This window comes from Nonomuraea sp. B12E4, from assembly GCF_039871825.1.
Lineage (GTDB): Bacteria > Actinomycetota > Actinomycetes > Streptosporangiales > Streptosporangiaceae > Nonomuraea.
In genome coordinates, this window is sequence record NZ_JBDPME010000003.1 from 171,580 (window position 1) to 190,293 (window position 18,714).

At 69.5% G+C, this 18,714-nt stretch carries 20 protein-coding genes; 12 read left to right on the forward strand and 8 right to left on the reverse strand.

The annotated features are described in order from the left end of the window. Nucleotides 1-6: 6 nt before the first annotated feature. From ABGB18_RS09550 to ABGB18_RS09565, 4 genes are read left to right on the forward strand one after another with little or no spacing between them, the layout of a single operon-like run. Nucleotides 7-1,002: an ABC transporter permease gene (locus ABGB18_RS09550; RefSeq protein WP_347695037.1), complete on the forward strand. Its 996-nt coding sequence runs from the start codon at nucleotides 7-9 to the stop codon at nucleotides 1,000-1,002. Further along, nucleotides 999-1,883, forward strand: coding sequence for an ABC transporter permease (locus ABGB18_RS09555; protein WP_347695038.1), 885 nt, complete (start codon nucleotides 999-1,001; stop codon nucleotides 1,881-1,883). Before ABGB18_RS09550 ends, ABGB18_RS09555 begins: the two co-directional genes overlap by 4 nt. After that, a complete protein-coding gene (locus tag ABGB18_RS09560) occupies nucleotides 1,880-2,821 on the forward strand; it encodes an ABC transporter ATP-binding protein (RefSeq protein WP_347695039.1) in 942 nt (313 codons plus the stop codon). Before ABGB18_RS09555 ends, ABGB18_RS09560 begins: the two co-directional genes overlap by 4 nt. Next, nucleotides 2,821-3,699, forward strand: coding sequence for an ATP-binding cassette domain-containing protein (locus ABGB18_RS09565; protein WP_347695320.1), 879 nt, complete (start codon nucleotides 2,821-2,823; stop codon nucleotides 3,697-3,699). Before ABGB18_RS09560 ends, ABGB18_RS09565 begins: the two co-directional genes overlap by 1 nt. A gap of 6 nt (nucleotides 3,700-3,705) precedes the next feature. On the opposite strand, the gene ABGB18_RS09570 is transcribed toward ABGB18_RS09565, so the two are convergent. The 3 genes from ABGB18_RS09570 to ABGB18_RS09580 all read right to left on the reverse strand — a co-directional run bounded on the left by ABGB18_RS09570 (nucleotide 3,706) and on the right by ABGB18_RS09580 (nucleotide 5,767). Beyond that, on the reverse strand, nucleotides 3,706-4,386 hold the full coding sequence (locus ABGB18_RS09570; RefSeq protein ID WP_347695040.1) for a DUF6879 family protein: 681 nt from the start codon (nucleotides 4,384-4,386) through the stop codon (nucleotides 3,706-3,708). Between the two features lie 87 nt (nucleotides 4,387-4,473). After that, nucleotides 4,474-5,046, reverse strand: coding sequence for a DUF1707 domain-containing protein (locus ABGB18_RS09575; RefSeq protein ID WP_347695041.1), 573 nt, complete (start codon nucleotides 5,044-5,046; stop codon nucleotides 4,474-4,476). Between the two features lie 4 nt (nucleotides 5,047-5,050). Continuing rightward, a complete protein-coding gene (locus ABGB18_RS09580) occupies nucleotides 5,051-5,767 on the reverse strand; it encodes a PadR family transcriptional regulator (protein WP_347695042.1) in 717 nt (238 codons plus the stop codon). A gap of 329 nt (nucleotides 5,768-6,096) precedes the next feature. On the opposite strand from ABGB18_RS09580, the gene ABGB18_RS09585 reads away from it, so the two are divergent. Next, on the forward strand, nucleotides 6,097-6,825 hold the full coding sequence (locus ABGB18_RS09585) for a metal-dependent hydrolase (protein ID WP_347695043.1): 729 nt from the start codon (nucleotides 6,097-6,099) through the stop codon (nucleotides 6,823-6,825). Between the two features lie 234 nt (nucleotides 6,826-7,059). After that, entirely contained in the window at nucleotides 7,060-9,789 is a 2,730-nt protein-coding gene (gene acnA / locus ABGB18_RS09590; RefSeq protein ID WP_347695044.1) for an aconitate hydratase AcnA, read from the forward strand. 277 nt (nucleotides 9,790-10,066) lie between these two features. Here acnA and ABGB18_RS09595 read toward each other — a convergent pair whose 3' ends face one another. Beyond that, the gene (locus ABGB18_RS09595) at nucleotides 10,067-10,399 is read right to left on the reverse strand and encodes a type II toxin-antitoxin system PemK/MazF family toxin (RefSeq protein ID WP_347695045.1); all 333 of its coding nucleotides are present in this window, start codon (nucleotides 10,397-10,399) and stop codon (nucleotides 10,067-10,069) included. Next, a complete protein-coding gene (locus ABGB18_RS09600; RefSeq protein ID WP_347695046.1) occupies nucleotides 10,380-10,610 on the reverse strand; it encodes a hypothetical protein in 231 nt (76 codons plus the stop codon). Before ABGB18_RS09600 ends, ABGB18_RS09595 begins: the two co-directional genes overlap by 20 nt. 193 nt (nucleotides 10,611-10,803) lie before the next feature. Between ABGB18_RS09600 and ABGB18_RS09605 the strand changes: the two genes are divergently transcribed. After that, nucleotides 10,804-11,553, forward strand: coding sequence for a sulfite exporter TauE/SafE family protein (locus ABGB18_RS09605; protein WP_347695047.1), 750 nt, complete (start codon nucleotides 10,804-10,806; stop codon nucleotides 11,551-11,553). 4 nt (nucleotides 11,554-11,557) lie between these two features. Then, nucleotides 11,558-11,776, forward strand: a complete 219-nt coding sequence (locus ABGB18_RS09610) for an ankyrin repeat domain-containing protein (protein ID WP_347695048.1) — start codon at nucleotides 11,558-11,560, stop codon at nucleotides 11,774-11,776. A gap of 58 nt (nucleotides 11,777-11,834) precedes the next feature. On the opposite strand, the gene ABGB18_RS09615 is transcribed toward ABGB18_RS09610, so the two are convergent. Continuing rightward, nucleotides 11,835-12,215 (reverse strand): VOC family protein, encoded by a 381-nt coding sequence (locus tag ABGB18_RS09615; protein ID WP_347695049.1) that lies wholly within the window; start codon nucleotides 12,213-12,215, stop codon nucleotides 11,835-11,837. 144 nt (nucleotides 12,216-12,359) lie between these two features. Then, the gene (locus ABGB18_RS09620; RefSeq protein WP_347695050.1) at nucleotides 12,360-13,136 is read right to left on the reverse strand and encodes a hypothetical protein; all 777 of its coding nucleotides are present in this window, start codon (nucleotides 13,134-13,136) and stop codon (nucleotides 12,360-12,362) included. A 284-nt stretch (nucleotides 13,137-13,420) separates the two neighbouring features. Between ABGB18_RS09620 and ABGB18_RS09625 the strand changes: the two genes are divergently transcribed. The 4 genes from ABGB18_RS09625 to ABGB18_RS09640 are packed head-to-tail and all read left to right on the forward strand — an operon-like array spanning nucleotide 13,421 to nucleotide 17,935. After that, entirely contained in the window at nucleotides 13,421-14,533 is a 1,113-nt protein-coding gene (locus ABGB18_RS09625; protein ID WP_347695051.1) for a substrate-binding domain-containing protein, read from the forward strand. A gap of 47 nt (nucleotides 14,534-14,580) precedes the next feature. Further along, entirely contained in the window at nucleotides 14,581-15,345 is a 765-nt protein-coding gene (locus tag ABGB18_RS09630) for an ATP-binding cassette domain-containing protein (RefSeq protein ID WP_347695052.1), read from the forward strand. Then, entirely contained in the window at nucleotides 15,342-16,604 is a 1,263-nt protein-coding gene (locus ABGB18_RS09635; protein WP_347695053.1) for an ABC transporter permease, read from the forward strand. The genes ABGB18_RS09630 and ABGB18_RS09635 overlap by 4 nt, the downstream gene beginning before the upstream one ends. A gap of 35 nt (nucleotides 16,605-16,639) precedes the next feature. Continuing rightward, nucleotides 16,640-17,935: an ROK family transcriptional regulator gene (locus ABGB18_RS09640; RefSeq protein WP_347695054.1), complete on the forward strand. Its 1,296-nt coding sequence runs from the start codon at nucleotides 16,640-16,642 to the stop codon at nucleotides 17,933-17,935. A 6-nt stretch (nucleotides 17,936-17,941) separates the two neighbouring features. On the opposite strand, the gene ABGB18_RS09645 is transcribed toward ABGB18_RS09640, so the two are convergent. Next, nucleotides 17,942-18,691 (reverse strand): neutral zinc metallopeptidase, encoded by a 750-nt coding sequence (locus ABGB18_RS09645; RefSeq protein WP_347695055.1) that lies wholly within the window; start codon nucleotides 18,689-18,691, stop codon nucleotides 17,942-17,944. Nucleotides 18,692-18,714 lie beyond the last annotated feature (23 nt).

Below are 18,714 nucleotides of genomic sequence, written 5' to 3' on the forward strand. Positions count from 1 at the left end.
ACACGCGTGCGCCGCTATTTCGGTAGGAAACTCCTCATATACGGACTGACCTTCTTCGTCGCCGTCACGGTCAACTGGATGATCCCGCGCTTCATGCCCGGCGACCCGGTCGCCAGCATGGTCGCCCGAGCCAACATCACCGAGCCCGCCGCCGTCGAGGCGATGCGCGGCTACTACAGCAGCCTCTTCGGCTTCGACCAGCCGCTGTGGCAGCAGTACCTCAACTTCTGGGCCGCGCTCTTCAGGGGCGACTTCGGGCTCAGCATCTGGCTGTTCCCCACCCCGGTCAGCGAAGTGATCATGCGCGCGGTGCCGTACTCGCTGGCTCTGATCGTGCCGTCCGTGCTGCTGAGCTGGGTGGTGGGCAACCAGTTCGGCGCGTACGCCGCCCGCCGCAAGCTCCTCGACAACACCGTGCTCCCCGTCGGGTACGTCCTGACGGCCATGCCGTACATGTGGCTGGCGGTGCTGCTGGCCTGGGCCCTGGGCGTGCTGGCCGGAATCTTCCCGGTGGCCGGCGGCTACAGCTTCTCGATGCGGCCCAACTGGTCGTGGACGTTCCTGCTGGACCTGCTGCACCACTGGGCGCTGCCGTTCCTGTCGCTGTTCCTGGTGGCGCTGGGCGGCTGGGCCATCGGCATGCGCAACATGATCATCTACGAGCTGGAGTCCGACTACTCCAACTACCTGGCCGCGCTCGGCGCCCCCGCCCGGCTCATCCGCCGGTACGCCTTCCGCAACGCCGTCCTGCCCCAGATCACCGGCCTGGCCCTGCAACTGGGCGTGCTGGTGGCGGGCGCGCTGGTCACCGAGATCGTCTTCGCCTACCCCGGGCTCGGCAGCCTCATCCTCAAGGCCATCCAGAACAAGGACTTCTTCCTGCTGCAGGGCACGTTCCTGTTCATCGTGATCGGGGTGCTGATCGCCAACTTCATCATCGACATCGTCTACGTCGTGGTCGATCCGCGCACGCGGGCGGGAATGGCGGGTGCGCAGGCATGACCGCACTTCAGGAAGTCGCCCCGCGCGAGCGCGCCGGCGTGCGGCGCGAGGCGCTCTACTTCGCGGTGCGCAACGGCAAGCTGATGACCGGGTTCGGCATCGTGCTCGCGCTGCTCCTGCTCGGGCTGGTCGGGCCCGCGCTGCTCGGCGGCAACCCCAACGAGTACGGCCCCCGCCCCATGAGCCCTCCCTCGGGTGAGCACTGGTTCGGCACCACCACCTTCGGCCAGGACATCTTCCTGCAGTTCGGGCACGGGCTGCGCAGCACGTTCGCGGTAGGTGTGATCGGCGGCGGCATCGCGGCGGTCATCGGCATGCTCGTCGGCTTCGTGGCGGGTTACCGCGGCGGCGTGGTCGACGAGGTCCTCAACATGCTGACCAACGTCATCCTGGTCATCCCCACGCTGGCCGTGCTGCTGATCATCAACGCCTACCTGGGCATCAGGAGCGTGAGCGTGCAGGGCCTGTTCATCGGCCTCACGTCGTGGCCGTGGGCGGCGCGGGCGATCAGGGCGCAGACGTTCTCGCTGCGTACCAGGGAGTTCGTGGACCTGGCCAGGATGAGCGGCGCGGGCACCTGGCGGATCATCACCAGGGAGATCGCGCCGAACATGAGCTCCTACCTGTTCATGACGTTCATCCTGCTGTTCGGCGGGTCGATCCTCATCGCGTCCTCGCTGGACTTCATCGGCCTCGGCCCCACCGAGGGGATCTCACTCGGCCTGATGCTGCAGAACTCCAACCAGTGGAGCGCGCTGCAACTCGGCCTCTGGTGGTGGTTCGTGCCGCCGGGCGCGGCCATCACCGCCATCGTGGGCGCCCTGTACGTGGCCAACGTCGGGCTGGACGAGGTCTTCAACCCGAAGCTGAGGGAGACATGAGCCTGCGGGTCAGCGAGCTGAAGGTGTACTACAGGACGCTCAGGGGAGAGGTACGCGCGCTGGACGGCATGTCCTTCGCCCTGGCCGACGGCGAGATACTCGGCCTGGTCGGCGAGTCCGGCTCCGGCAAGAGCACCCTGGGCAAGAGCCTCATCCGGCTGGACGGCCGCATGCGCCACGCCGGCGGCACGGTCGTGCTCGACGGCGAGGAGCTGCCCATCGCCGACGACCGCCGCATGAACGACTACCGCTTCCGCAAGGTCTCCCTCATCCCGCAGTACGCCATGAGCGCGCTCAACCCCACCCGCAAGATCCGCCGGATGGTCACCGAGCTCCTCAGATCCCGCGGCGTCACCGCGGACACCGCCGAGCTGGAGAGCCGGATGAGCCGGGTCGGCCTGCCTCGCGAGGTGCTCGACCGCTATCCGATCGAGCTGTCGGGCGGCATGAAGCAGCGCGTGGTCATGGTCGTCTCCACGCTGCTCGACCCGTCCCTGCTGATCGCCGACGAGGTCACCTCGGCGCTCGACGTCTCCACCCAGAAGGCCGTGGCCCGCGCCCTGCTCGGCTTCCGCGACAGCGGCTACGTCAAGAGCATGATCTTCGTCACCCACGACATCGCGCTCACCCACCACATCGCCGACACGATCATGGTCATGTACGCCGGCAGGCTGGCCGAGAAGGCGCCCGCCGACGTGATCGTCAAGGCGCCCCGGCACCCGTACACCAGGCTGCTGCTCGACTCCCTGCCCGAGGTGGGCGTGCGCCACACCGAACGGCGGCTGGCGGGCATCGCCGGCAGCCCGCCCTCGCTGCTCGACCCGCCGGCCGGCTGCCGCTTCCGCGACCGCTGCCCGATCGCGGGGGAGGAGTGCGCCGAGGACCCCCCGGTGGCCGAGCTCGCCCCCGGCCACCACGTCGCCTGCTGGAAGGCATGATGCTCAAACTCGACGACGTCACCAAGGAATTCAAGATCGGCGCCTTCGGCGGGAAGAGCGTCACGGCGGTCAGGAGCGTCAGCTTCGAGGTCGCGCCCGGCGAGGTCGTGTCCCTGATCGGAGAGAGCGGCAGCGGCAAGAGCACGATCGGCCGGATGATCCTCGGCCTGAACCCGGTCACCAGCGGCTCGATCACCTTCGAGGGCCGCCCGGTCCGGGCCGGCAAGGAGTACTATCGCCACATCCAGGGCATCTTCCAGGACCCCTTCAGCTCCTTCAACCCGGTGTTCAAGGCCGACCGGGTGTTCGGGACGATCAAGGACACCTACCACCCGGCCGTCCCCGGGCACGAATGGGCGCAGCGGGTCGGCGAGAGCCTGCGCGACGTGCGGCTCGACCCCGGCCAGGTGATCGGCAAGTACCCGCACCAGCTCAGCGGCGGCCAGTTGCAGCGCCTGCTCATCGCCCGCGCGCTGCTGCTGGACATCAAACTGCTGGTGGCCGACGAGATCACCAGCATGCTGGACGCCTCCACCCGCATCGACGTGCTCAACCTGCTGGCCGACCTGAAGGCCAGGGGCCTCGGCGTGCTCTACATCACGCACGACCTGTCGCTGGGCAACTATCTCGCCGAGCGCACGGTGGTGCTGCGCCGGGGGAGCGTGGTCGAGATGGGGGCGACGGAGCAGGTCTTCGGAGACCCGCTGCACCCCTACACGCGCGAGTTGCTCGCGGCGGTGCCCCGGCTGCACCAGGACTGGGCCGAGGCCAGGCCCGTGGACACCTGTCCCTACCACGCGCGCGGCGGCACCGGTGGTCTGCTGGAGGCCGATCCGGGTCACTTCGTGGCCTGCGCCCGGCTCGGCAGCTGCCCGTAGGCCGGGTCAGATCCGGAACTCCTCGGTCCGGTGCGCGTACGCGGGCAGCGCGGCCCGCATCTCGTCCGTGACGACCGGCGGCGGCAGCGGCGCGATCTCCCGCCGGTGGAATTCGAGCACGTCCTCCCCCTCGGCGAACAGCTCGCGGACCAGGTGCAGGCAGGGGTCGACGACCTCGGGATCGGTGATCCGGCGGCCGCCGCGGCAGCCGCCATGCCGGTCGTACAGGACCTCGTACATCAGGGTCGGGGCGAAGATCACCAGCTCGGGCAGCGGGTCGAGGTCCGCGACCCGCTCGGCCGGGATCACCCGGCACGGGGAGCCCGCCGCGGCGCGTAACACCAGCAGGTGCATCTCCCACTGCAGGTACGCGGTGATCGGGAACTCCACCACCCGCACCCGGCTGACCGCCAGGCGGGTGCGGAAGAACTCGGCCATGGGCGCCGCCATGCGGTCGGCCAGCGCCAGCGAGCGCGCCCAGTCGCCGTCCATCATGGCCCGCCAGCTCGCCACGTCGGGCTCGTAGAAGTTCTGGGCGCGCTCCAGCTTCCACATCGGTCCCGTGCAGACCGCGTGGTCGCGGTCGAAACCGGACAGATACTCCGGCACATCCAGGACGAGGCCGTCGGCGCCGGGCACGGCGGCGAACGGATTCGTGCGGCGGACCGGAGTGCTGTGCTCGGTCATGCGGTGTCCCTTTCGCAGCGAAGACCCGCCCAGATCATGAAATGAGCCCCTGACACGGTCAAGGCCCAAAATGATCTGGGCGGGGATTCAGCCGCGGTAGTGGAAACGCCGGTGCACCGCAGTGAAGATCAGGGCACCCAGCCACACCACGATCAACACCTTGAACAGCCCGGCGCCGAAGACCATCCCGAGCATGATGAACACGAACAGCAGGGGCAGCAGCGGGCCCGGCCCCCGGTGGTGCCGCCACGGGTGCCCATGGTGGCCCTGGGGGCCGGGGTGCCCCGCCCAGCCCCGGCGCATGTCGCGCCGCGCGTGGCGCATGGACTGGAGCTGCTCCCGGTGCGCCTTCATCGCCTGCCGCCAGGCGTCCCTGTCGTAGTGCGGGATGTGCCCGGGACGCTCGGGAGCCGCGGTGGGGGCCGGCCCGGAACCCGGCAGATCGGCGGTCACCTTCGCCAGATCGCGGGCCGTCTTGGCGGCCAGCGTCTGGTCGAGTCGTTCGTCGAGTTCTTCGTGGGTGAGACGACCCTGCGCGAAGTGCTCGCGCAGGGCGGCCATGGTCTGCTCGCGCTCGGCGTCGCCGATGCGGAGATCGTCACGGTCCACGTGTGCTTCCTCGCTGTCCCCGGACCGGGCAGCCGTGGCGACGCCGGTCATGTGGTCACTCCTCGCCCGGTTCGTCGTCGGCCAGGATCTGGTAGAGCTTGCGCCGGGTCTCAACAAGAGTCTTACGCGCTTCGCGGATTTGTGCGTCGTTTCCGGTCTGAAGAACCTGCATCATGGCAAATGCAGACTGTCGGGCGATATGCCAGAGATCAGCGGTGTTGTCGTCGATGTCCGGCCGCATCTCGTCCCACGGGGCCCGGACCTCGTCGGCGTGCGTCTCGATGTAGTTGCGCCCGGCCTCGGTGAGCCGGAAGGTCTTGCGGCCCTCCTGCTCCTCCGAGATCACCAGGCCCTCGTCGCTGAGCTGCTGCAGCGCCGGGTAGACGGCGCCGGGGCTGGGCTTCCAGCCGCCCTCGCTGCGCTCGGCGATCTCCTGGATGATCTGGTAGCCGTTGCGCGGCTCCTCGGAGAGCAGGGCCAGGATCGCGGCGCGTACGTCGCCCCGCTTGGCCTTACGGCTCCTGCCGCCCCACCCCCGGTGGCCGCCGCCCCATGGCCCGCCCGGACCGCCCCATGGGCCGCGCCCGAAGTCGAACGGGAAGGGTCCGGGACCGCCCCGCCGGCCGCGCTCCCGGTGCTCGTGGTGGTGCGGCTGGCGGCGGCCGCCGAACTCCTCGAAGGCGTCGGCCACGGCCTTGAACGCCTCGCGGGCCGCCTTGCGGTAATCGTGCGCGCCGGGCCAGGGCCCGCCTGTTGCCTGCGCGGAAGTCACTTTTCCCCCTATATCGTGATCTGTTCTCGATGCATCAACGATATATCGACACTATGTCGTTAGCAAGGCGTGCCTGAGAGTGAGGCACATCACGAAAAAGTTGCGGAATCGGGGAACACGATCGAAGGAAGGGTCGTTATTCACAGCGGACGAGGTCGTTCCGCGTCGGCAGGGCTGGGGGGTGCTGTCGCCGCGGAGACGGCCTCGTCTGCGTTCGCCCCCGAATTCACCGGCGGTTCCGGCCGGTGCCCGGGCCGGGGCGCGCCGGGGATCCCGCCCCAGGGCGGGTCGCGGCGCGTAAAGGGCTTCTTTGCCGTACAGTCCCGATCATGATGGGGCACACGCACGCGATGACCGGGGCCATTGCCTGGCTGGGGCTGGCACCGCCGCTCGCCGCACTGCCGTTGCTGAACGAGTCCTCCAGATTCGTCGACACCGGGATCATGGCCAACGCGCTCACCCCCGCCGAGCTGATCGCCGGGGCGATCATCTGCGCGGGCGCCGCCATGCTGCCCGACCTCGACCATCCCAGCGCGACGATCGCGCAGACCTTCGGGCCGGTCACCTGGCTGCTCAGCAAGGCCGTGTCCTGGCTCGCCGGCGGGCACCGCGGGGCGACGCACTCGCTGGTGTTCGCGGTGGCGCTCGGGTTCGGGGCGCACTGGCTGGCCGGCGCCTATTCCCTCGGGCGCGACATCATGGTCGTGCTGCTCATCGGCCTGTGCCTGCGGGCCATCGGCATCGGCATCCCGGGCAACAAGCTCGGGTCCGCCATGATCAACGTCGGGCTGACCGCCGGCCTGTTCGCCGTCTTCCTCTCGCTCGGCGTCGGATACGCCTGGCTGGGCCTGGCCGTGGGGCTCGGCTGTCTCATCCACGTGGTCGGCGACTGCATGACGGAGCGGGGCTGTCCGGTGCTCTGGCCGATGTCGGTCAAGTTCGTGCTTCCATGGAAGATCGGCATCAAGACCGGCAAGAAGTTCGAGGAGAAGATCCTCGCCCCGGTGCTGTCGGTCGCCATCGTCGGCCTGCTCTTCTGGCGGCTGGCCCCGCTTTAACTTGATGTCGAGATACTATGTAGATATCTTGATGTCGAGACACCTGCCGCCGCCTGCGACTTAGGGTCACCTAACGTTCGTGCGGTTGTCCGAGTGCGGCAGGATTTGAGGGAGCGAACGCGACGCAGCGCGCTGCGCGGGAGCCCGTCACGGGGGCGGGCCCGGCGAAGCGCGTGAGGAGCGGTGAGCGACCAATGAGCATCGATCACTGTCTGATGGAGGAGGCGAATCACCGTGTCCGCGAACAGCTTCGGCAGCCGTGACACGCTACGCGTAGGCGACGCGTCATATGAGATTTTCCGGCTGGATGCCGTCGAGGGCGCCGCACGTCTCCCGTACAGCCTGAAGATCCTGCTGGAAAACCTCCTCCGCACCGAGGACGGCGCCAACATCACCGCCGACCACATCCGCGCGCTGGCCGGCTGGGACCCGACCGCGGCGCCCAGTGTGGAGATCCAGTTCACCCCTGCCCGCGTCATCATGCAGGACTTCACCGGCGTCCCGTGCGTCGTCGACCTGGCCACCATGCGCGAGGCGGTGCGCGACCTCGGGGGCGACCCCGCGCGCATCAACCCGCTGGCCCCGGCCGAGATGGTCATCGACCACTCGGTCATCGTCGACTACTTCGGCCACCCCGACTCCTTCCAGCGCAACGTCGAGCGGGAGTACGAGCGCAACCGCGAGCGCTACCAGTTCCTGCGCTGGGGGCAGACGGCCTTCGACGAGTTCAAGGTGGTGCCGCCCGGCACCGGCATCGTCCACCAGGTCAACATCGAGCACCTGGCCCGCGTGGTCATGACCCGCGACGGCAAGGCCTACCCCGACACCTGCGTGGGCACCGACAGCCACACCACCATGGAAAACGGCATCGGCGTGCTCGGCTGGGGCGTCGGCGGCATCGAGGCCGAGGCCGCGATGCTCGGTCAGCCGATCTCCATGCTCATCCCGCGCGTGGTCGGCTTCAAGCTCAGCGGCCAGTTGCCCGCCGGCGCCACCGCCACCGACCTGGTGCTGACCATCACCGAGATGCTGCGCAAGCACGGCGTGGTGGGCAAGTTCGTGGAGTTCTACGGTGAGGGCGTCGCGTCCGTCCCGCTGGCCGACCGGGCCACCATCGGCAACATGAGCCCCGAGTTCGGCTCCACCTGCGCGATCTTCCCGATCGACGGCCAGACCATGGACTACCTGCGGCTGACCGGGCGCGGCGAGGACCAGATCGCGCTCGTCGAGGCCTACGCCAAGGCCCAGGGCCTGTGGCTCGACCCGGCCGCGGCCGAGCCGGCCTTCTCCGAATACCTTGAGCTCGACCTGGGCACCATCGTCCCGTCGATCGCCGGGCCCAAGCGCCCGCAGGACCGCATCGCGCTGTCGGCCGCCAAGACGACCTGGCGTCACGACGTACAGAACTACGTGGCCGACAGCGTGGACGAGGCGGTCGAGGAGTCCTTCCCGGCCTCCGACTCGCCCGCCTCCAACGCCCAGGCCGACGGCGGCCGGCCGCACAAGCCGGTCCCGGTCACGCTGGCCGACGGCACCTCGTTCGAGATCGACCACGGCATCGTCTCGATCGCCGCGATCACCTCGTGCACCAACACCTCCAACCCGTACGTCATGCTCGGCGCGGCGCTGCTGGCCCGCAACGCCGTCGACAAGGGCCTGACCCGCAAGCCGTGGGTCAAGACCTCGCTGGCGCCCGGCTCGCAGGTGGTCACCGGCTACTTCGAGCGCTCGGGGCTGCAGCCGTACCTCGACAAGATCGGCTTCAACCTCGTCGGCTACGGCTGCACCACCTGCATCGGCAACTCGGGGCCGCTGCTGCCGGAGATCTCCGACGCCATCCAGGCCAACGACCTGGCGGTCACCGCCGTGCTGTCCGGCAACCGCAACTTCGAGGGCCGCATCAACCCCGACGTCAAGATGAACTACCTGGCCTCGCCGCCGCTCGTGGTCGCCTACGCGCTGGCCGGGACCATGGACATCGACCTCGACACCGAGCCGCTGGGGCTGGGCGGCGACGGCGAGCCGGTCTTCCTCAGGGACATCTGGCCCTCGCCCGAGGAGATCTCGGCGGTGGTCAACTCCTCGATCGGCCGCGACATGTTCGAGCGCGACTACGCCGACGTGTTCAAGGGCGACGACCACTGGCGCTCGCTGCCGATCCCCACCGGCGACACCTTCGAGTGGGACCCGGCCTCGACCTACGTACGCAAGGCCCCCTACTTCGACGGCATGCCGTCCAAGCCCGAGCCCGTGACCGACATCTCCGGCGCCCGCGTGCTGGTCAAGGTCGGCGACTCGGTCACCACCGACCACATCTCGCCGGCCGGCTCCATCAAGGTCGGCACCCCGGCCGCGCAATACCTGCAGGCCAACGGGGTCGAGGTCAAGGACTTCAACTCCTACGGCTCGCGGCGCGGCAACCACGAGGTGATGATCAGGGGCACGTTCGCCAACATCCGCCTGCGCAACCAGATCGCGCCGGGCACCGAGGGCGGCTACACCCGCGACTTCACCCAGGCCGACGGCCCGGTGTCCTACATCTACGACGCCTCGGTCAACTACGCGGCGGCCGGCACGCCGCTGGTGGTGCTGGCGGGCAAGGAATACGGCTCGGGCTCCTCGCGCGACTGGGCGGCCAAGGGCACGGCGCTGCTGGGCGTGCGCGCGGTCATCGCGGAGTCCTACGAGCGCATCCACCGCTCCAACCTGATCGGCATGGGCGTGCTCCCGCTGCAGTTCCCCGAGGGGGCCTCGGCGGAGGCGCTCGGGCTGACGGGCGAGGAGACGTTCGACATCACGGGCGTGACGGAGCTCAACCAGGGCGGCATCCCGAGCACGGTGCACGTCAGGGCCGGCGACGTCGAGTTCGACGCGGTGGTCCGCATCGACACGCCCGGCGAGGCCGACTACTACCGGCACGGCGGCATCATGCAGTACGTGCTGCGCTCGCTGCTCGCGAAGTGACTTCCCGGGCCCTCGCACGGTCATGAGCCGTGCGGGGGCCGGGAACCCTGGCGTCATGCCGGGGGTGGGGTGCGATCCTCACGCGCCCGTCTCGGGGGAACCACCCGACACCGAAGAGCCGCCCGGAGGGACAATCCCCATCCGGGCGGCTCCTCTTGTTCGGGGTCGCCGACCATGTGAAGGAGAGCCGCTGCCGAGGAAGCGGCTCAATGAAAGACGGACTGTGGCACGATGAGAGATGCCACCCGGCGAACCGATATTTCGCCGGGCGGCAAAATCACAGCATCCGCTTCAGCACCGTCACCGCTTCGGTGACGGCCTCGTCGGGGGCGTTACCGACGAAGAAGTCGAACCTCTCCGGTGAGATCGCGCGGATCTGCTCGACCATCGCCCAGCTTGTCTTGGCCAGCCCGGTGCCGTTGCGCCCGATGCGGATATGCGTGAGATAGCCGCGTTCACGGGTGGTCAGCGGCACAGCCATGACGAGCCCCAACTTGGACTGGTTGAGGAAGTCATTGCTGATGATCAGGGCGGGTCGGTCGTAGCCCTGCTCGCGGCCGGTGGGGTCGCCGAACTGGGTGAACCAGATCTCACCTTGTGTGAGTTTCATCCTTCTCCTCGGGGAATGTGATCAGGCCCTCCCACTCGGGTGCGACACGGCGGGAGCGCGGTCGGCGGCCCAGAACGAGCTGGCGCTCGGCCAGGTAGTCGGCCCAGCCCTCCGGGTCCTCTCGCTGGGTCTCCTCGATCTGGTCGTTGAGGGTCTGCCAGAACTGTTTGTGCTCGTAGTCGGCGATGGCGTCGTTTAGCACCTCGGTCATGCTTCGGCCCTCCTGGCGGGCGACTCTGGACAGGCGGTCTCTTGTCTTGACGCTGACACGTATCGTCGTCGCCGCATTATGTTTCACTGTCATACTCCACAGGCTATGTCCGCATCGTGGAAGACACTACACCACCTTCGTTACTCTCGCATCATCAATGGCAACGGAGAGTAAAGGTGATTGACTCTCGTTCATGACTAATGCGGTGTTGGTGCTGGCCTTTGGCGGCTTAGCGGTTTTCGTTGGCGCGATTGTGCAGGGCAGTGTCGGTTTCGGGGTGGGGCTGGTGGCGGCGCCCGTGCTCACTCTGCTGGGCCCCGACCTCATGCCCGGCGCCATTCAGGTGGTCAACATGACCCTGCCGCTGTTCACGCTGGCTGCGGAATGGCGGCGGGTGGACTGGCGCGGGATCGGTTTCGCGGTGCTGGGGAGAGTGCCGGGGAGCGTCATCGGTGCAGTCATTGTTGTCTACGTTTCCGCATACACGCGCGGCATCTTCGTGGCCGTCATGGTGCTGATCGCCGTGGGGCTGACGGCCAGGGCGCTGAGCGTGCCGCGCAGCGGGGCGACGGTCACCGCGGCCGGGTTCGTGTCGGGGATCACCGGGACGGCGACCGGCATCGGCGGGCCGCCCATCGCGCTCGTCTACCAGCACGCCAAGGGGCCCCAGATCAGGGCGACGCTGGCGATGTTCTTCTTTCTCAGCGCGCTGCAGTCGATCATCATCCTGGCGATCGTGGGCGAGCTGCCGGCTCAGGCGCTCGTGACGGGGGCGGTGCTGCTGGTGCCCATGGTGCTCGGCTTCCTGGTGTCGGGGCCGGTGCGGCGTTACGTCGACGGCGGCAAGGTGCGGGTGGCCGTGCTCGTCGTGGCCGCCGCCTCCTCCGTGGCGCTCATCGTGCAGAACGTGGTCATGTGGCTGCTGGGCTCGGCTCCGGCCTAGGGTGGTGGGGCGCGCCACGGGACGCACCCCGCTGCACGCGGCGGCCTGGAACGACGACGTCGAGACCGCCAGGACGCTCATCGAGCTGAGCGCCGATGCGACGATCAAGGACACCCGGCACGACGCGACCCCGCTCGGCTGGGCCGAGTACGGCGGCCGGGACCGCGTGGCGGCATACCTGCGAGAGGTGGGGGAGAGCGTGACCCCAGGCGGGGGCGCGTAGTGGTGTGACGGGGGCCGCCGCCCGAGCTCCGCCGGCGGCCCCCGTCACCGAACGCCGGTCACTCCGTACCGGCCACCCCGATGAGATTTCCCTCGGGATCGGTGAACTGCCCGACCACGAGGGATCCAGGCGTGCCCTCGGGTCCCATCCGGCGCTTCCCGCCGAGGCTCTCCGCCTGCTTGAGCGCGGCCTCGACGTTGGGCACCCCCACATAGAACAGGACGCGCCCTTCGAATCCCTCGCCACCGCCGACACCGCCGTTGATCCCACCGCCGGTCGAGGCCCCGTCGACGAACCCGTATTCACCCGGCCGGGACACCGTCTCGGTGGCCGCGTCACCGGTGTGGAAGCGCCACCCGAACAACTCGCCGTAATAGGCGCGGAGTCTCTCCGTATCCCGGCCGATGATCTCGAAGTGCACGACTGGCTGTCCCATCATGAATCCTCTCTTACCGATCGTCCGGGGCATCGCCGCACGACTCCCCGGCTTCGGTGTGGTGACCTCGGCGCGCGCGGAAACTCATCGGGCGGCGCCTTCGGCGGGGGCCGGCCACGACCTGGCCCCGGGGCGGACCGCCCGTCATCACCCCGTCCCTGCCACGAGCGGCGTCCGGGAGGTGGGCAGGAGGACCTGGCCGGTCACGAACTCGCTCCACAACCCGAAACTCAGCGTCTCGCCCGGACTGGCCGTGGTCTCGGCGAAACCGACCGTACGGCCCCCATGCCGGGTGGTGGCGCCGAAGGAGAGCTGGAAGCGCGTGGTGCCCGCGCGGTCCTGCGGCGGGACGGACGTGGGCGGCAGGATCTCGTCCAGCGTCCACCGGTATTCCCCCCGGTACGGGTCCGAGACCCGTTCCAGCGTCTGCTCCAGGATCACCCCGGAGGCGGGCAGCACCACCAGGACCCCCGGCAGCCGCCCGACGCGCGTGTTGAAGGCCAGCACCTCCTGCGACTGCCCGTCCGCCGACTGCCCGCGCCCGCCGCCGATGCGCGACCCCGCCGGGCACGCCTGCGGCCCCCGCTGCTCGATCACGGTACGCGCGCAGGTGGGAAACGCCCCGGGATTGAAGCTCACCGAGCGGTCGAACAGGAACACGAACCGCCGCGCACCGGCCGGGACCTGCCCCGTCGCGGCCCGGCTGCGCCGGTCGAAGGCGATGGTCACGCTCCTGCCCGCGCCGCGGGCCGCCGTCACCGACAGCTCGTCGAGGTTCTCCGTGCCTTCGACGTCGGGCTCGTACGGGCGCTGCGGTCCGCCGGGAGCGGGATCGGGTGGGGTGGCGCTCGCGGTCGCGGGCTGGGCGAGCAGGGACAGGGCGACGACCGCGGTGGCCGCGGCCAGGACGGGTCTCAGGTTCACGACACTCCAAAGGTAGATCGGCGACATGAGGGCCAACACAATCAACGACCCCCGAAAAACCACGTAAAGGCCGCAGCCGGCCCTGACCGTCGAGGGGGCCGCGCGTGGCGGCCGGCGCTCCAGCGCCGGGACGGCCGCGAGGTCCCGGGCCGGATGGCGTTTCTGGATTGTTATCGGATGCAACAAACTCCCGGCCGACTGGGTCTTCCAAACCAGTCCATAGCGAAATACGTTGCCGCAGACAACATTCATCCGGGCCCCTCCGGGAGAAAGGACCCTGCACCATGCGCAAGGGGATCCTCAGCCTGACCGCCGCGGCAGCCGCGCTCGCCCTCGGTCTCACCGCTTGCGGGGGCGACAGCGGTCAGACCACCACGTCGACTTCGTCGGCCACAGCCTCGGCGGCGAAGGCCGGGAAGATCGGCGTCATCCTGCCGGACAGCAAGTCCTCGGCCCGGTGGGAGACGGCGGACCGCAAATACCTGCAGGAGGCGTTCCAGGCAGCCGGTGTCGAGTACGACATCCAGAACGCCCAGAACGACAAGACGGCGTTCCAGACCATCGCCGACCAGATGATCACCAACGGCGCCACCGTCCTGATGATCGTGAACCTGGACAGCGGCACCGGCAAGACGGTCATCGACAAGGCCAAGGCACAGGGCGTGCCCACCATCGACTACGACCGGCTGACGCTCGGTGGCGGCGCCGCCTACTACGTCAGCTTCGACAACACCAAGGTCGGCACGCTGCAGGGCGAGGGCCTGAGCAAGTGCCTGACCGACAAGAAGGCCGACAAGCCCATCGTGGCCTACCTGAACGGCTCGCCGACCGACAACAACGCGACCCTGTTCAAGGACGGCTACGACGGGGTGCTCAAACCCAAGTTCGACGCCGGCGAGTACGTCAAGGGCCCCGACCAGGCCGTGCCCGAATGGGACAACACCCAGGCCGGCACCATCTTCGAGCAGATGCTGACCCAGGAGCCGAAGATCGCCGGAGTGCTGGCCGCCAACGACGGCCTCGGCAACGCCGCCATCACCGTGCTGAAGAAGAACAACCTCAACGGCAAGGTGCCGGTCACCGGCCAGGACGCCACCGTCCAGGGCCTGCAGAACATCCTCGCGGGCGACCAGTGCATGACCGTCTACAAGGCGGTCAAGAAGGAGGCCGACGCCGCGGCCAAGCTCGCGGTGGCGCTGGCCAAGGGCGAGAAGCCCACGGCGGCGGCGAGCGTCAAGGACCCGGAGTCGGGCGCGGACGTCCCCGCCGAGCTCATGGAGCCGCAGGCCATCTACTTCGACAACGTCAAGGACGTGGTGGCCGACGGTTACGTGACCAAGGAGGAGCTGTGCACCGGTGATTTCGCCGAGAAGTGCACAGAGGCCGGAATCCAATAACGCCGAGGGGGTGCGGCCGCCGGCCGTGCCCCCCTTTAGGGAGACCCATGACCCCCCTCCTTGAAGTGCGCGGGATCGACAAGAGCTTCGGCCCGGTGAAGGTCCTGCACGACGTCGAGTTCTCCGCGTGCGCCGGCGAGGTGACGGCGCTCGTCGGCGACAACGGCGCCGGCAAGTCGACGCTGGTCAAGTGCGTCGGCGGCATCTACCCGATCGACGCCGGCGAGATCTTCTTCGACGGCCGCCAGGTCCACGTGCACGGCCCCCGCGACGCGGGCGAGCTGGGCATCGAGATCGTCTACCAGGACCTGGCCCTGTGCGACAACCTCGACATCGTGCAGAACATGTTCCTCGGCAGGGAGCGCAAGCGCGGCGTCCTGCTGGACGAGGACGGCATGGAGGAACTGGCCGAGCAGACGCTCAGCAGCCTGTCCGTGCGCACGGTGAAGTCCATCAGGCAGCAGGTCTCCAGCCTGTCCGGCGGGCAGCGGCAGACCGTCGCCATCGCCAAGGCCGTGCTGTGGAACAGCAAGGTCGTCATCCTCGACGAGCCGACCGCGGCTCTCGGCGTGGCCCAGACCGCGCAGGTGCTGGAGCTCGTACGCCGGCTGGCCGACACCGGCCTGGCCGTCGTGCTCATCTCGCACAACATGAACGACGTGTTCGCCGTCTCCGACCGGATCGCGGCGCTCTACCTCGGCAGGATGGCCGCCCAGGTCAAGACCGCCGACGTGACGCACGCGCAGGTCGTCGAACTGATCACCTCCGGCCGCAGCGGGGATCTCGGCCTGAAGAACGGTGTCACCCCATGAGCAAGGTCAAGGAACTCCCCGGCGAGGCCATCGTCGCCGCGACGCAGTCCCCGTCGATCGGCAACAGCTTCCTCGCCTACCTCGAGCGGGTACGCGGCGGCGACATGGGCGCGTTGCCCGCCGTGCTCGGCCTGGTGGTGCTCTGCACGGTCTTCGCCATCGCCCGCCCCGCCTTCGTCACCTCGATCAACTTCGCCAACCTCTTCACCCAGGGCGCCGCCATCACGCTGATCGCGATGGGCCTGGTGTTCGTGCTGCTGCTCGGCGAGATCGACCTGTCGGCCGGCTTCGCCAGCGGCGTGTGCGCGGCGGTGCTCGCCGTCACGCTCACCAGCGCGGGCCTGCCCTGGTACGTCTGCGTGGTGGCCGCGATCGTCACCGGTGTGATCATCGGCATCGTGCTGGGCACGTTGGTGGCCAAGGTCGGTATCCCGTCGTTCGTGGTCACGCTGGCCGCTTTCCTCGCCTTCCAGGGCCTGGTCCTGGTGCTGGTCGACGAGGGCACGAACATCTCCATCAGGGACGACGTGATCGTCGCCGTCGCCAACCGGAACCTGCCGCCGTGGCTCGGCTGGGCGCTGTACGCCGGCTGCGTGGCGATCTTCGCGGCCGTGCAGCTCCTGCGGGCCAGGACCCGCGCCAAGCGTGGCCTGGTGGCCGACCCGCTGTCGCTGATCGCCGCCCGGGTGGGCGCGCTGGCGGTGCTGGCCGGGCTCGCGGTCTACGTGCTCAACCTGGAGCGCAGCCGCAACCCGGCGCTGGTCTCGCTGACCGGGGTGCCGATCGTGGTGCCGGTCATCCTGGTGCTGCTGGTCGTGTGGACGATGGTGCTGCGGCGGACCGCGTTCGGGCGGCACATCTACGCGGTCGGCGGTAGCGCCGAGGCCGCCCGCAGGGCGGGCATCCCGGTGGACCGGATCAGGATCAGCGCGTTCGTGATCTGCTCCTCGATGGCGGCGGTCGGCGGGATCGTGGCCGCCTCCCGGGCCAGCTCCGTCGACCCGAACACGGGCGGCAGCTCCGTCCTGCTCTACGCGGTCGGCGCGGCCGTCATCGGCGGCACGAGCCTGTTCGGCGGCAAGGGCAGGGTGCTGGACGCCGTGCTCGGCGGCGCGGTGGTGGCCGTGATCGAGAACGGCATGGGTCTGATGGGGTATGGAGCTAGTGTGAAATACCTGGTCACAGGGTCTGTCCTGCTGCTCGCGGCGGGTGTGGACGCCCTGGCGCGCAGGCGGGCGGCAGCCGCTGGTCTAAGGTGATCAGCGACTCACGGCCCCTCAAGGATCCTCAGACGATGCGTGCCGGCCCCTCCCAAGAGGACATCAGGCGCCACAACCTCGGCGCGCTGCTGCGTCACGTCCATCTGGGCGGGCCGACCTCGCGCGCCGAGCTGACCTCGAAGATGGGGCTCAACCGCAGCACGATCATGGCCCTGACCTCCGATCTCACCGCCGCCGGGCTGGTGCGCGAGGAGCTGCCGCGGGAGAGGGGCCGCGCCGGGCGGCCCTCGCTCGTGGTGCGGCCCGAGTCGGCGCGGGTCTACGTGTTCGCGTTCGACGTGGGCCCCGACCGGCTCGCCGCCGCCCGCGTCGGGCTGGGCGGGGTGATCCTCGACCGCCGCGAGTCCGTACGCGAGCGTGGCCCGTTCAAGCTGGACGAGCTGACCGGGACGCTGGCCGGGTTCGCCCGCCAGATGCGCCGCAAGACCAGGGCCGACACCGTCTGCGTGGGAGCGGCGGCGGCCGTGTCGGGCGGCGTGCGCAAGGGCGACGGCGTGGTCAGGTTCGGCCCCAACCTGAAGGCGGAGGAGGTGCCCTTCGGCGAGGAGCTGGGCCGCAGGCTGGGCCTGAGGCTGCCGGTCAGCGTGGGCAACGACGCCAACCTGGCCGCGCTGGCCGAGCACAGCCGCGGCATCGGGGCCGCCGTCAGGGACCTCATCTACCTGCACGGCGACGTCGGCATCGGTGGCGGCATCATCGCGGGCGGCCACCTGCTCGGCGGGCACGACGGCTACGGGGGCGAGGTCGGGCACATGGTCGTCAACCCGGGCGGCCGGGCCTGCGGCTGCGGCTCGAACGGCTGCCTGGAGGCCGAGGTGGGGGAGCGGGCGCTGCTGGAGTCGGCGGGCCGGACCCGGGCGGGGCAGCCCCAGGAGCCGGAGCGACCAGGGCAGCCGGGGCAGCCGGAGCGACCGGGACAGCCGGGGCAGCCGGGACAGCCGGGGCAGCCGGGGCAGCGCGGGCGCGACGCCGTGCGGGCCGTGGTGGAGGCCGCCGACCGGGGCGACATCATGGCGCAGGAGGCGCTCACCAGGGTCGGCGACTGGCTCGGGTTCGGCGTGGCGAACCTGGTGAACATCTTCAACCCGGAAATGGTGATCTTCGGGGGGACTCTGCGGGAGATCTATCTCGGCTCGGCGGCGCAGGTGCGTACCCAGCTCGCCCTGAACGCCATGGCGCCGCAGCGGGAGCGGCTGCGGCTGCGCACGTCGGCGCTGGGGGACGCGGCCACGCTGGTGGGCGCGGCCGAGTTGGCCTTCGCGCACGTGCTCTCCGACCCGCTGGAGGTCCTGGCGCGGGCCAGCGGCTGAGCCGCCTCACTTGACCCTGGACGCCTTGGCCGTCCAGGTGTTGCAGAAGCCCGTGGCGCCGCCGCGGTATCCCCGGTCCTGCCAGAAGGCCAGGTTGCGGGGCTTGCCATGGATCTCGCTCTCGTCCGCGCCGCCTACCGCCTCGATCCACTCGCCCCACGAGACGTCGGGGTTGATCGACTTCAGCGCGGCGCTGTAGAAGACGCCGGCGAAGCACTCGGCCTGCATCTCCAGCCGGTGGCTGAGCACGGACCGCGCGCTCTCGGAGGCCGGCCAGTACAGCGCGTTCTGCGCGTCCAGCACGCCGATGAGCTGCTGTACGTGGTGCCCCCACTCGTGGGCGACGGAGTGCGCGATGTTCATCCTGAACGGGTCCCGCAGGTCCTGCTTCAGGATGCGGATGACGATGGTGCGCTGCACGGGACAGTACTGGGCGCCGGTGCTGGTGATCTTTCCGCAGACCGAGTCGGTCCCCGTCGTGATCGTGACCTCGGGCGGGCTGTAGGGCAGTCCCGCGGCCGCGAACCTGGCGGCCCAGAAGCGGTCGGCGCAGCCGGCCATCGCGCGGTGGAACGCCTTGAGCGAGGCGGCGCTGCCCGCCCGGATCGCGGGGATCTCACAGGTGTGGGGAGTGGCCTCGCCGGTCATCGCGCCGGCCAGCCCGGGCCGCGCGGTGCGCATGGCGGCGGCGGCCGGGCCCGGCAACAGCACGCCCGCGAGCAGGCACGCGACCACCGCCATGAGGGATATGCGCACGATCGCGAATCATAGATGAGTTG